Consider the following 12,662-nt stretch of genomic DNA (forward strand, 5'->3'; position numbering starts at 1 on the left):
CAACTATGAAGTATGTATGGATGATCCTATTGGGTGTTGGACTATTGCCATATCCTTTTTATCACATTGTGCAATGGAACTGGTTTCAAAGTACGGTTCCATCCTATTATGAGTTTTGGTTTTACTCGTTCGTGTGTATCCTTCTTTTCTTTTTTCTTGCAGGTATGGGATTGAAGTTGTCAGAAAGCGCTTTTATCCTGTACGCAACACTGGTAGGGTATCTATCGTTTTGGTTTGCTGATCTTTTGTTCACTTCCGTGGATCTTACCTGGAAAGGGGAGGGTATCTTTCCTGTGTTTGTCATGTTTTTGTCTTTACTTCTCCTTCTCAGGAAGCGTTCTGAAAAGGGATGAACGTTTCACCGTATGATAAGTATCCGTTTTATAATGGTTAAAAATAGAACAGGAGTGGTTATGAGTGGAAACATGGGCGATCCCGAATCAGATCTGGAAAACATTTATGGAGCAAGCTCAACAAGAGCGTAGGGCTGACGTTATGATTGAAAATTTTGTTGGTGATACAACCATGACGATAAAAGAAACGGTTGTCGTGGAAGCGAATATAGAATTTATCGGTCAATTACAGTATATTGCGCATGAGTTTTCCTTTATGAAGGAGGCCGCGGAGGCGGTCTTATCCCAGATCACTTGCGTGGCGTATGAGGACGGGAGAATTTCAGAAGAAGCATTAGAAAGGCGGGTTCATATTTGGGATCTGGGTCGTGTATGAAAGGATTCTTTAATGATGAGTCATTCTCGTTTTCCCAATAAGATTACATTCAAAACCCGTTGCGCCACAAGGGAAAGGGGAGTTATAACGCCTAGAGTTATACTACTTTTGAAACGGGCGGCGTACACTAACAGTAATAAAAAAGAGGAGGAAATTATAATGAATGAATATGTGAGCCTGGCTTATGAAATGCAGCGAATGGCGAGCGAGTTTTTGCCAGATGAAGAAGGGGTTATCGAAGATGAGGATTTAGCGAGCATCAATGAAATGATCGACGCACGTCCTGAGGCATTATCAGAAGGGGAACAGAAGGAACTGATAAGAGATCTCTCCCATTTTTGCGGAGAATGGTTTCCTGATGGCGGGTATTCCGAAGAGGAAATCAAAGAATTCCAAAAGGCGATGGCGAAAGCGGAAGAGTTTTCTGAGATAGAACGGTCACTAGAATAATAAAAAAGGTTTGTCCTTGCGGGGATAAACCTTTTTCTGTGAATAAAAACCAATTATTTTCCCTTTCTCTTCCGAACCCTCGTATAATAATAAAGCTTATCCATCATAAACCACAGAGGAGTGTTCCGATGAAACGATTACTATGGTTGTTTGTTCTCTTAATGGCAGTCGGTTGCAACGACGAAAGCGCGGCAAAGGATGCCGAAAACGTAACAAAAGGAGAGAGGCAGGAGGGAAAAACCACAGAGCTTGTTGAGGAAGAAAAAGAAACAGAAAGCAACGAAGCACTAATTACCACGTATTCTGAAGCGATGGCGCCTCTTTTGGCCTCCTACGGGAATGAAGCGAATCGAATTAGCACCTTGTTTACGTTGGCGGGTGAGGAACCTTTGATCATCATGGAACAGGCGTTTAAAGATGAGTTAGAAGGTGTGTTTGACGAGTTTCGGATGATGCGAACGGAGATGACTTTGATGGATGTGCCTCCAGCGCTAGAGGAGGTCCATGCTTTGGAACTTGAGGCTGTTGATCTTATGCTCCTCTGCGGAGAGAAACTTATAGAGGGAGTCGAGGATTTTAATCCCGCCTTAATCGGCGAAGGAACAGAGTATATGAATCTTGCTAATGCTAAACTAACAGAAGCCACAGATCTCCTCCTCGAAATACAAGAAGAGTTGAATTTCTAAAACCGTGTAAAAAGGGGGCATAAGCTCTCTTTTTTCTATAAAAAGTTTTGTGCACAATCAAAAAACCATACATCCAAAATGGTGTATGGTTTTTCGCATTCCATGTTCACTAAAAAACTGGAAGGGCCAATCGGTTACAACAACCTCAGTGATTGAAAGTGCGTTGCTTCTTATGAAAGGCCTTGCTGTAAGGGGTATGGTTTACTTTATGGCGGAAGAGAGGGGAAAATTCCAGTTGAAAACAAAAAAAGAATGGAGCGTATTTTTATGGAGCGGATGATGGGGTGGTACTATGGAGGAAACAGGTGAAAGGAAGATGATGAGATGGGTTCTGTTCAGGATACGAAAGCGTGTGGGAAGTGTAGTGGGATGATGACGACGGATGTTGAATACCGAACAAGAGAGTATTTCAATATGTGCAAGCGATGCGGATTTGTAGAAGAAGCGGTTCTTCAAAAGGATATACATGGTGATCCAGTGCGAGGAGAACACGGAGGTTTCTTATTGGAACGTAAGGAAAGCGGGGGGTACGGCGTATCCTATCTTCAATTCCGAGGTGGGGTAGGGAGGACCGATTCGTTTATATACCCGATGGAAAATGGAGGGGTAAAGGTGTTTAAGGACCTCTTGCAAAATGAAGGCGTACTAAGAGAAGAGTCCTACCTGATTACATTTGATCAAGGGAAGGCGACGGTTCAGTATGGCAACCCGCCGATGGAACATCTCTTAGATTACGAAGAAGTGGATGCACGGCAAAAAGAAGGAATAGGATAACAAAAATCGGCAGTCACAATCATGAAGATGATGGCATCCCCATCATCTTTTTTTGGTGAAGATCCATGATTGATGCAGTAAGTGCGTTCGTGTTGATGCAGTAATTGACGCTATGAATGGACGCGTGGCCATTTGACGGGAATATTTTCTGCACCTTAGTTGTTTTCATATTATAATAATAAAAACGTATACGAAGGAGAGATCAGGATGGCTATAAAGAAACAAGACCTCGAGCGTATGTTCGCCCATTACCCGTCGGAAAAAGAGGTTAAATTGAAAGGGAATATCGTAGATGTTGCTCATATTGTCGGGTATCATAATGCGACGAAAGGAATCTACGATCAGGGTGTCGTCCATATGGCTGAGAAGTTATATCAGGAAGAGTTATACACACATGATGTGTTCGACGCATTTCTGAAAGCGGATGATAACAAGTTGAAGGAACTGATCAGGAAGATTCATTATGTCTTTGGTTTGGATGTCCCTGCTTTTAAGGGAGAGAAAGGGAACAAAAGGTTATACACTCGATACAAAGAGAGCATAGTGGCCATTTATAAGGCGCAATCGTAAAGGCTGTTGAGATAAGAAATTCGTGCTATGAGGATTAAAAAAGCAACTCACGTGAGTTGCTTTTTTAATCTAACGAGCAGCAAACGGGTGAAATGAGATGTAATCATGGGTGAACGACTTGCATACGGATGTAATCTAATGTTCGTTGGTCATTCCATGGTTCAATATAAACGGATTGTGCGTTTTCAAGAATCTCCGATGTGTATCTTTCCCAATAATCGTCGCTGACTTCCGCTCCGCCCCATTTTCGAGGAACGTTATAAACGATGACCGTTCCATCCCCATTTCCGCTGTACGTTACCGAACCATCCACACCGCGTTCGCCCTCTAACAAAACGACATCTTCTGGAAAGACGGCACTTGTTTCCTCGTAGGGATTAAGGGGTTCTCCTTTTTTGATAAATCGTATATTCAGTTCTTCGATATGAGGATTCGGTGCTAATTGCTGCCATACTCTCGCATATTCAATTTGACGGCTGGAGTATGCGGAAAGAGGGTCGATGGATTTGTGTTTCTCTGTAACGTCCTCTGTACTCGATGTTTTTGGCTCTTTTTCCGCTTGCTCGTTATTCTTTTTGAGGACCTCTGATTCCTTTGGGGCGTTTTTGAAATCTGTCGTTTTCTCTATTTGAACGTGCTCCATATCATCTTTTGCTTCATTTACACATCCAGATAGGACAAATACAGCTAATACAATACAGAAAAGGGTGCGTGTTCCATAATTCATTTTGTCATTTCCTTCTTACAACGCTTTCTTTTGGATTTAGATAAAATACGCGAGATCCCTTTTCCATGAATTTATGTGACAAGGAATATCCCTTTAATGGATGAATCTTGAGTGGGTTATGAACAGCGATGTTGTGGATATTAAAGATGAAAAACAATAATTGAATGATTAATTGAATCGATATCATGCTCAACATGTATGCCTGATCGTATCAATAAAAAACCTCTCACATTGAGAGGTTGCTGATCTCGTTTGATAAAAGCATAAACTGCTTTTTGTCTCGTTTATCAAGTGCTAGGTCTATCGCATCTTTTAACTCTCGTGTCTGTCGTTGTTTAACCATGGTTGCTAAAAGTTTTTCAGCTAGAGTGGCATCTTCGAAACCTTGATCTATTTCCTCAAACAACCATTGATATCGTTTTTTTGTTTTCTCAGGGATGACGTAGTCTTCATCAGCAATGCGATCAAGAATCTGGTACTCCCATTTTTCATATTCTTCATCATCCGCTGGGACTTCTTCTCCACCTTCGAGTAGAAGAAAGTATTGCTCAGGGGGTTCGTAATAATTCCCAGGATACTCTTCGAACTGAAATACAATATCGGTGCCTTCGATTTTTCCTTTGAAGTGCGGGAAGAGCTCAAGCGCTATAATCTTCATTTTGTCATCTTCCTTCCTCATTTTTATTGATGTTCAAGAACGTACGGGGCCAATCAGGGTAAGGGGAGCTTCATGACCACATTCGGGACAAGTGACAAGAGGGTCCTCAGCATCTAAATCAAGATCTTCAGTTGATTCTTCAAAAACGGTGTTGCATACTGTGCATTTGCAATCGATCCATTTGTCCCATTCCTCATCAAAGTTCTGGACTTTTGTTATGATTGCCATATTCATTCTCCTCTCGAATGGTTTTGTCTCACTTACTCTAGCATGATTGATGCTTATCAATGAAAAAAAGAAGAAAAACCACTGATTCCTCAGTGGTTTTTGTGTTGCAGTAAACGATCTAACGTTTCTTCGATTTTGTACACTTCTGAGATCAGCTTCTCTTTTTTCTGTTGGTGAGAACTTTGCGAGACTCTCTTTTCTAAATAGGATAGCTGTTTTTTTACCTCATTGAACTGGTCCATGATGGAACGAATCTCGTCAACATCTATGGCTTTTGTGTCTTCATGGATGGTTTTGAGCTGTTCGATCTCATCGGCAGAGGCTGTGTTGTTTTCTTCGGCGAATTTGATGACGTCTGGCATTTTACCCAAGACGATCAGGAGGGGGATCTGACCAGCACGGACATCCCGTTCGCTGTCGATTAACAGCTTCCGATAAAGCAAGCTGTTCCGCTTTTCTTTTAATGTTTCCTCTGATGCATCAACCTGGAGGAACTGTTCTTTTAAATCCTCTAAACGTTCCAGGCAGGAGTCGATGGTTGCGAGCGTCTCCCTAGAAGTTAAAAGTGATTTGTTCGCGTTCAGGTTCATAGGAATCCTCCTTTTTCTCAAGTTCCGCGTCCCAAAGGCGTTTGATTTCCGTTTCCTCTTCTTCTGAAAAAAAGCGGAAATGGGAGTGGGGTTGGTTGAAGTCTTTGTCCATGTAATCACGTATGATTCCTTCGCGTTCTTTGATGAAATGAAAGATTTCTCGTCTTGTGGATAAGTACAGGGTTTCACTTTGGGGTGCGGTGTAGTCTTTTGGGGACACGTCGGATTTTGTGTTTTGACTTTCTTCCTGATTGTTACGGCCGCGTTTCACGTGATGCATCTGTTGACGGTTTTCCTCACCATCCCGTGCGCCTTGCTCAAAGCTTAGCGTGTATAGTTTTCGCTGGATCGCAAACAGGTGCTTATACCAACGTTCATCCTTGAGATCGATCCGTTTGGCAAGCAGAGTTTGGTAATTCATAAGGGGGCAGTTCCAACACGGGAGCTGGAAATCTGTGTTCATTCGGCCACATGGCCCTTGAACTTCTTTATATTCTTCATTACGAAGCGAATAGGGTATTGGAGAAACGGAATCAGTAACGGCTTCGTACAGGTCGGAAAATTTGTTCGTTTTCTCGCCCCACGGCGTAACCCCGTAAAGGCGGGAGAATAGGATAATATCAGCGAATTCTAGTCCGTTCAGGGGTTGGAGTTCGTCTGTGTTTGCCACTCCACGGAATGACGGATCATAAGAGAGGCCAGATAGAATGATTTTACAAGGTGTGTTTGTGTGTTCTTTAAGCCAATTGACCATAGGTTTGATTTTGAGTGTTTCCCCGCAATACTGGAAGTTCGTTTTCGGTGGCGGAAACCCGTTTCCGATGACATTCACCCAAAAGGAATCTTCGAGGGATGGTGTGATGATTTCTGTTGAGATCGGCAGGTGGTAAGCCGCAGCATAGCGGTTGATATAGCGAAACGTTTGATTGCTTTCTTCAAGGACAAACGGAAGATCATTCCCTGTTTGGGATTGAACAATGGTAACGGGTTTTGGATCTTTCTCTTCTTTCATGATCCCCAAAATGATGTGAAGGAGTGTGAAACTGTTTGGGCCGTGAGGGTAGGGGATAATCCAAGGTTTGCTGTCTTCCTTGTATGAGGAACGAATGGTTTCTTTCACTCGGTCCCAGACTATCCGTGATGTGTTCAGTCGTTCGCTGAATACTTTGGCGTTCATGCGTTCTTCCTCCTTAACGATTCATAGATTGAGCCCAGGAGAATGTTTCTTCTTCCTGTTCTCCGCTTTTGATATAGGAATCAACAAGCTCCCACGCTTCTTCTCGGTAATCGTCACGCGCTTCTAAGAATGGGTTTCCTTCAATCACCATTACGAATCCAACCCTGTTCCAGTAGGTGATGCCTCCATCCTCATTGGTTTTCCAGGCGTTGTTAAAGAAATAGGGGATGGTTTTCCCTGTCTCCAATTCAGAACGGGTTAAGTGGTCAATAATGGACGTTTCGCTCCCTCCGAAGTCACGGTGAATATAATAGAGGTAACGGTAAGGGGAGTTCCTATTTTCGTTTAAAATCCGAATCTTCCCGCTTTTATAGTCATGTTCCTCTGGTAGAACCAGGTTTTGTATGGTGGTCACCTGACCCCGATTTATTCTGTAATCTTTTTTCAATACAAGGACTTCATCTCGCTCGACAGGCTCTGGTTTTACGTCTTCTTCGTTGTATTCCCAGTGGAATTCCTCTTTCCAGCACTCTAGGATATACGGGATTTCCTCATCACTAACGAGGGTCAGCCCAGCGAGTTTCTGGTAATAGAGAACGTTTTTGAGTAAGAAAATTCGTGCTTCTAAACTGTGAGATCCAAGAGCATTGTCAGGGTAAACAGGAGAGGTGCCTGCTAATAAAGGCTGACTCTTTCGCTCCCATGACGCCTGATCGTTACGACGCTCCTCATTATACGCGCGTCGTTTCGCTGTCGCGCCTTTTCCTTTGAAATTCCGCTCTGTTTTGACCTCGTGTTTGTCTTCAATAAAGGCGTTATACTGATCCAAATCGTGCTTAATCTTAAACTTCGACGGGTTTCGTCTGAAATAGGCATCGAATAAAACGGTTCGGATTTTTGTACGAAGGATAATCATGTGATCCGCCCATTCTTGCTTTTGTTTGGAAAAATATTCCAGCATTTTATCGTCTTTGGGCATGAGGCAAATTGTGCATCCGTTCCTGGAATTTCCACAATTGGAATTATTTGTGGTTAATTGCATCGGGCATTCGCCTGTGTTTTCGTAAAGGTCGTAGAGTTGTTGGTAGGATATGCCCCACGGGAAGTCAGAGTTTTTAAATTGCTTCAGCGTGTACCATAGTTCTTCATTTCGAATATGCTGAATCGGGAAACTCATGTATTGCCCTTTCGCTTCCTTTCCATTCTCCATTTTTGGAAAGATAAAGGTGTCGCCCCCATTTCGATCCAAGCTGTCCTCACGGTGTTCCGATTCATCGTCTCGACCCCCTGTGAAGATGACGACTTCACCTGATGTTTCGAGATGATTCTTGATGAAGTCGTTAACGGGCTTGATTTTCCAATTATCCGTGCACCATTGATTCGGATTTTGTGGTGTGGGTAACGGCATACCTCTTCCAATCACTTTAGGTCCGAAGCGGTCCTGGAACCTTGGCTTCACAAGGTAGGACTGGATCATTCCGAATCCTGCCTCTGCCGCTGCGTCATTGATTTTCACAACGCAATCTTCCATGTACTCTTGCATCTGCTTGTGCTCGAGTCCTGTGTCAGAAGTTAAGAAAAGAATCTTTCGTTTTCGTTGGTGGGATGGAAGGTCTTTGACGGCTAACCATACGCAGATGCCGAGCAGTGTGGAATCCTTTCCACCTGAAAAGGCAATGATCCAGGTTCGGTTGTTTGATGGATCAAGATACGCATTTCGGATGTTTTCTATTGAATCTCGAACGCTTTCTGGGAAAAGGGAAGGATCAGTACTATTGTGGTCTTTATTATGGAAGAGTAAGAAATCTGGGAGGATGCTTGGATCTAATTGTGTTTCGAGGACATCTTTGTCCTCATCGATGAACAGGGAACTGTTGCAGACGATGTCTGTTTCTTTAATCCATTCGGGTGTGACGTCGCTGGTATGAAGAATGCCCATAAAGGACAAAACCGTTTTGATGTGATCTTTATCTTCCTGCTGGAACGTTGAAAGAATGGTTTTCATCGTGGTTCCTCCTACTTTGTTTTTCGTATACTATCACGGTTTGGCGGAGAGGGAGGAAATCGCGTGGATTTATCATGGAATATGAAGGTGATAGATGACAATAAAGTTGGGTACTGTCAATAAACGCAAAGCCTATTCACATGTAATACGCATAAATCCATTTACAATAAAGTAGGGAACTCATCACGTATAAGTTCTGGCTTGAAAATGACAAAAAAACAGCCGATCGGGGGATCAGCTGAGGGGTTTCTCGTATTAACTTAGTCTAAAACCGTTCTTGTGTAGAAGGTGTCTCCTGTTTCTTTCTCAAGGAGGGGTTTGACAAGATCAAATTGCATCCGCTGTAACGTTGTGGCTTGGCATCTGATTGGGAGATCAGCATCGACGTGGTTGCCCGTAATAATCACAAACGACGAGGCAAGGAAACCCCCACATTCATGTGTGGGGAGGAATTACCCAACTTATTTAACTTGTTCTTTTCTGAAGAAAATAGGAATACCCATCGAAACGTTGCAGAATTTTTGCAAATTTCGAATCAATCCCTTGAGCAATTCGAGTACCCTTCAAATCTTTAATATCGCAACGCCCTGTTGAACGCATCGCGATCATACCGTAATGGGCACCTTTGTACTTCCCTTTTGGGACAAGCGCTTTAACCATATCTCCACTTTGAAATCCACAAATATATTTGGTTTTCGGCATGTATCGGATTGGGAAGCCATATTTGTTTGTTCCACTTCTGTATCTTGAACCTCTTCCTTTCGCTTTGATTTGCAACACGGTATTCGTTTTAAATATCAATTGTTCAGGTGTTGATTCTCCAACACACGTTGCATCGTAATAATGTTCTTTCGGGAGATGGAGAGCAATGCGTTGCATTTTGGTTCTCGCACCACTACCACATTCAACCACTTCTTTTAACTCATTGAATAGCTTCCAACGTGTTGCATTAACAACTGTTGCGTCTTTTAATGATTTTTTTAATCTTGGTTGAAGTTTTTTGATGTTTTCAATCATGAGTTTATTGCGTTTTGTTTTTCTTTTCGACAACAATGCTATCCATTCATTTAAAAGCATATTATCTTTCTCTTCATTACAAGGTCGACAAGCAAGCGTTAAATTACTAACGCGGTTAGAACCACCTCTTGATTTAGGTTGAACGTGTTCTATTTCTAGTGGAACACCTTCGGTATGACAATACGCACAACGTCTACCGAATTTCTCTAATAAATACTCGCGAACCTCATAACCAACCAGTTCTCCTTGTTGGTATTCCTCGCCTGAAATCTCAGGATTTTGCATTTTCTGAAAATCAAATTTAACGAGTTCCAGGCTAACATCTTGGATAGGAATCAGTTTTTTAAATCGATTTACCCATGAAAGAATATTATCCACTCGTGCCATCAAACTTGGGGCTAACCAACCTTCTTGACGCTTACGATTTAAAAATCGTGCTTTTCGGTAACGAGTTTTACGGTTACGTCTACCCCGTCTAAAACTTCTTCTTGATTCTAATTTCTGTTTAATGTCTGTTTTGTGATGAATTTCTCCTAAGAAAACAACTTCTTTGTCTTTAACAATCGAAATACCCGTTGTCTTGCTTCCAGGGTCTACTTTAAGTCGGTAAGACTGTTTATTGGTTTCTTGTGTTTTTAACTCTTTCATACGAATCGTAAATGGATATTTTTTGTGTACTACTGCTTTTCCTTGTTTTAATAACTTCCTTGCTTTTGCAGGAGAACAAGGATTCAGTGGTTTTTTGTTTTTGTTTAACACAAAGACCATAAAAACAGTCTCCTTTTCCACCACAAGGGCGAGATTTTAAATCTAACTCGTCATAAGACGGTAACGACGTTGGATGGATACATCCAACATTCTCTCCTCGCACATGTTAAGAAGGGTTGAAAACAATATAGACACCGCTCGCTACACCCCTAGCTGGCTGTTTAATCTATACCCCATAGAGCCTAGAACTGGAGAAGCATTCCAGGGTATGCACCTTCTTAACGGAGTTCGCTTTAGCATTTCTGCATAAACAAACCAATGCTGGTCAACTCAGAGCCTGTTAGGAATTTCCCGACAAGCCCCCGCTTTTAAGCGTGGGGTAGTTGACAGCCATAAAACGTATCGATGCTTTCAGGGTCGACTTCAATATCGTTATCTTTAATCTCATTTGCGGTCAGGAACGATTCGAGTACATGGAAGCTCACCCTCTCTTGGTTTTGTGGCTTTATTGTAGCACCGAAACTAAAAGGGGTGAGAAAAAAGGAAAGCGATCTTTAGGCGGGGAGATCATGTATATCTTCTTTTCCCGTGCATACAGTGAAAGGAAAAGAGTCAGAAAGGGAGATCATAATGAACGTATTACACCATGTGTTAGCTCATTTGGAAAAAGAAAAGATGCTCGTTACATCAGACCCATTCGGAAACATACTGTTGTACGAAGGATCTTTACCAAAAGGAAGACGGGTCGTTTTTTATAAAATGCCAAGATCCAGCACCCCGTACGCGGTGCATGTGATCGGGAAACGTCCTTTGTATTTCGAAAAGGCAGAAGAGGGTGCGGGAATGGTGTTCAGAGTGATGAAAGAGGAGACCGTGAATGTTTCCTCTGATGCCATTGAAAGAGAGATCCTGCAATGTCTCGTTGATGGGATCGGGAAAAGGTTCAAGGACGTGACGGGAGACGGGGAATATTATTATGAGGACAGACGAGAAGTGGTTTTTTGCTCTTATGAGGGCAAGAAAGGACGATTGGTCGTCGGAATGAGTTTGAGGGAGGACAGGACACCGCTATATACCATTGCCCTCCTTGGTACGGATTCAGTTGGAAAGGGGCGAGTTGAATCTAAAAGCCAGCAATCCCTGGAAGACATCGTAAGCATTTATGACGAGTGGTTGACAGAACTATCGGACAGAGTTTCTTAATAAAAACACAGGGGGTTGAGACCCCCTGTGTTTTTATGATTCTGGGCGATAAATGCGAAGGACCGAGTGACCTGTATAGTCGGTTTCAGCTATGTAAGTACTGCCCTCGCTTTGGAACGTATAGAACCGTTTGTTTCCGAGCAGATAAGCATCATCCTTCCCTTTGTAGGAAAGGTTTTCAACAGATGAAATGGGCGGTTCTCCTGTTCTGTGGAATGAATGGATATTCTTTGTCAGAACATCTTTTTGGGTAAGGGAGGTCGCGTAAAGATAGCCACCTGCACCTAAACCTGTCACAACAAGCGCAGCAATAAGGAGTGGAACAATTTTATTGCCCAGCATATTCCAAAACTTTTCGGATTTTTTTGCCTTTTTCTCAAGCTTGATTTCTTTTGATGATTGGCTCATCATATTCCCTCCTAAGATCATAAATTTTCTTCAGTATAAGAAAGGAAGTATCAGAAGGTAATAGGTGAGGTCGTTTTTTTATTATTTATTATAAGGACTAAGTAGTAACTCCGAGTTAAAAAACAACAAAAGAACCATCCAAGCAAGCATCACCTCATGTATACTATAAAGAAAGAAGAAGGAAGGGTTCGTATATTGAAGAATTTGAAGCGCGATATGTTGGTCTTAAAACAGGAATGGGTCTATTATGGAAAACTATTTTTGGGTATGAACGGGTTCATGCTCCTCCTGACGGTTTTCTTTGCCGAAGTCATCGCTCCACCGAACCCGATTATCTCCCCGAGGTTTTTGGGGTACTCGATGTTGGCTGTTATGGATGGTACGCTTCTGGTTGGGTTTATGGTCAAATACTTTGTCGTGTGGCGTCGGGAAATCAGCGAGCTCTTTGAAACAGAAGAGCGGTGTCAGCAGTATAGGTTCTTTTATAAACGGTTCACGAAATAAGAGAGGGGCAGATTCAATGAAGACTCTAACGGTTCGAAATCGTGATTCTTTCTTTGACTATGTGGTGGAGGGGCAGACCTACACCTTCCATTCTGTATTCTGTTACAGGGATATTGAAAGATTGGCATCGATCAAAGGGGTCAGAACGAGGTGCTATCCACCTGACCACCCAAAATCTAAGTTGCACGGGGTTTATAACTTCACGGTCTTAAAGAAGGAGGCGTAACG

At 42.5% G+C, this 12,662-nt stretch carries 17 protein-coding genes; 9 read left to right on the plus strand and 8 right to left on the minus strand.

The features are described from left to right. The first annotated feature begins 5 nt into the window (after window positions 1-5). The 6 genes from IMZ31_RS22480 to IMZ31_RS22505 all read left to right on the plus strand — a co-directional run bounded on the left by IMZ31_RS22480 (window position 6) and on the right by IMZ31_RS22505 (window position 3,209). Window positions 6-353 carry a hypothetical protein gene (locus IMZ31_RS22480; protein ID WP_207530682.1) on the plus strand — a complete coding sequence of 116 codons (348 nt, stop codon included), beginning with the start codon at window positions 6-8 and terminating at the stop codon, window positions 351-353. Window positions 354-417: 64 nt separating this feature from the next. After that, complete coding sequence (locus IMZ31_RS22485; RefSeq protein ID WP_207530683.1) at window positions 418-729, plus strand: hypothetical protein; 312 nt, start codon at window positions 418-420, stop codon at window positions 727-729. Window positions 730-888: 159 nt separating this feature from the next. Further along, window positions 889-1,179, plus strand: a complete 291-nt coding sequence (locus tag IMZ31_RS22490; RefSeq protein WP_207530684.1) for a hypothetical protein — start codon at window positions 889-891, stop codon at window positions 1,177-1,179. A 128-nt stretch (window positions 1,180-1,307) separates the two neighbouring features. Then, window positions 1,308-1,865 carry a hypothetical protein gene (locus tag IMZ31_RS22495; protein WP_207530685.1) on the plus strand — a complete coding sequence of 186 codons (558 nt, stop codon included), beginning with the start codon at window positions 1,308-1,310 and terminating at the stop codon, window positions 1,863-1,865. A gap of 324 nt (window positions 1,866-2,189) precedes the next feature. Next, complete coding sequence (locus IMZ31_RS22500) at window positions 2,190-2,639, plus strand: hypothetical protein (RefSeq protein WP_207530686.1); 450 nt, start codon at window positions 2,190-2,192, stop codon at window positions 2,637-2,639. Between the two features lie 207 nt (window positions 2,640-2,846). Next, window positions 2,847-3,209, plus strand: coding sequence for a hypothetical protein (locus IMZ31_RS22505; RefSeq protein WP_207530687.1), 363 nt, complete (start codon window positions 2,847-2,849; stop codon window positions 3,207-3,209). A 103-nt stretch (window positions 3,210-3,312) separates the two neighbouring features. On the opposite strand, the gene IMZ31_RS22510 is transcribed toward IMZ31_RS22505, so the two are convergent. The 7 genes from IMZ31_RS22510 to iscB all read right to left on the minus strand — a co-directional run bounded on the left by IMZ31_RS22510 (window position 3,313) and on the right by iscB (window position 10,379). Next, window positions 3,313-3,936, minus strand: a complete 624-nt coding sequence (locus IMZ31_RS22510) for a hypothetical protein (RefSeq protein ID WP_207530688.1) — start codon at window positions 3,934-3,936, stop codon at window positions 3,313-3,315. Window positions 3,937-4,162: 226 nt separating this feature from the next. Beyond that, window positions 4,163-4,594, minus strand: coding sequence for an IDEAL domain-containing protein (locus tag IMZ31_RS22515; protein ID WP_207530689.1), 432 nt, complete (start codon window positions 4,592-4,594; stop codon window positions 4,163-4,165). A 33-nt stretch (window positions 4,595-4,627) separates the two neighbouring features. Further along, complete coding sequence (locus IMZ31_RS22520) at window positions 4,628-4,822, minus strand: FmdB family zinc ribbon protein (RefSeq protein WP_207530690.1); 195 nt, start codon at window positions 4,820-4,822, stop codon at window positions 4,628-4,630. A gap of 89 nt (window positions 4,823-4,911) precedes the next feature. Further along, window positions 4,912-5,412 (minus strand): hypothetical protein, encoded by a 501-nt coding sequence (locus tag IMZ31_RS22525; RefSeq protein WP_207530691.1) that lies wholly within the window; start codon window positions 5,410-5,412, stop codon window positions 4,912-4,914. After that, the gene (locus IMZ31_RS22530; protein ID WP_207530692.1) at window positions 5,375-6,589 is read right to left on the minus strand and encodes an adenine nucleotide alpha hydrolase family protein; all 1,215 of its coding nucleotides are present in this window, start codon (window positions 6,587-6,589) and stop codon (window positions 5,375-5,377) included. Before IMZ31_RS22530 ends, IMZ31_RS22525 begins: the two co-directional genes overlap by 38 nt. Before the next feature lie 13 nt (window positions 6,590-6,602). Beyond that, the gene (locus IMZ31_RS22535; protein WP_207530693.1) at window positions 6,603-8,594 is read right to left on the minus strand and encodes a phosphoadenosine phosphosulfate reductase domain-containing protein; all 1,992 of its coding nucleotides are present in this window, start codon (window positions 8,592-8,594) and stop codon (window positions 6,603-6,605) included. Window positions 8,595-9,059: 465 nt separating this feature from the next. Then, window positions 9,060-10,379 carry an RNA-guided endonuclease IscB gene (gene iscB, locus IMZ31_RS22540; RefSeq protein ID WP_207530694.1) on the minus strand — a complete coding sequence of 440 codons (1,320 nt, stop codon included), beginning with the start codon at window positions 10,377-10,379 and terminating at the stop codon, window positions 9,060-9,062. A 570-nt stretch (window positions 10,380-10,949) separates the two neighbouring features. On the opposite strand from iscB, the gene IMZ31_RS22545 reads away from it, so the two are divergent. Beyond that, window positions 10,950-11,522, plus strand: coding sequence for a hypothetical protein (locus IMZ31_RS22545; protein WP_207530695.1), 573 nt, complete (start codon window positions 10,950-10,952; stop codon window positions 11,520-11,522). Window positions 11,523-11,555: 33 nt separating this feature from the next. Here the strand turns inward: IMZ31_RS22545 and IMZ31_RS22550 are convergent, their stop codons facing one another. Then, the gene (locus tag IMZ31_RS22550; RefSeq protein WP_207530696.1) at window positions 11,556-11,930 is read right to left on the minus strand and encodes a hypothetical protein; all 375 of its coding nucleotides are present in this window, start codon (window positions 11,928-11,930) and stop codon (window positions 11,556-11,558) included. 195 nt (window positions 11,931-12,125) lie between these two features. Between IMZ31_RS22550 and IMZ31_RS22555 the strand changes: the two genes are divergently transcribed. Continuing rightward, window positions 12,126-12,434 (plus strand): hypothetical protein, encoded by a 309-nt coding sequence (locus IMZ31_RS22555; RefSeq protein ID WP_207530697.1) that lies wholly within the window; start codon window positions 12,126-12,128, stop codon window positions 12,432-12,434. A gap of 16 nt (window positions 12,435-12,450) precedes the next feature. Continuing rightward, entirely contained in the window at window positions 12,451-12,660 is a 210-nt protein-coding gene (locus IMZ31_RS22560; RefSeq protein ID WP_207530698.1) for a hypothetical protein, read from the plus strand. The last annotated feature ends 2 nt before the right edge of the window (window positions 12,661-12,662 follow it).

This window comes from Pontibacillus sp. ALD_SL1, assembly GCF_017355605.1.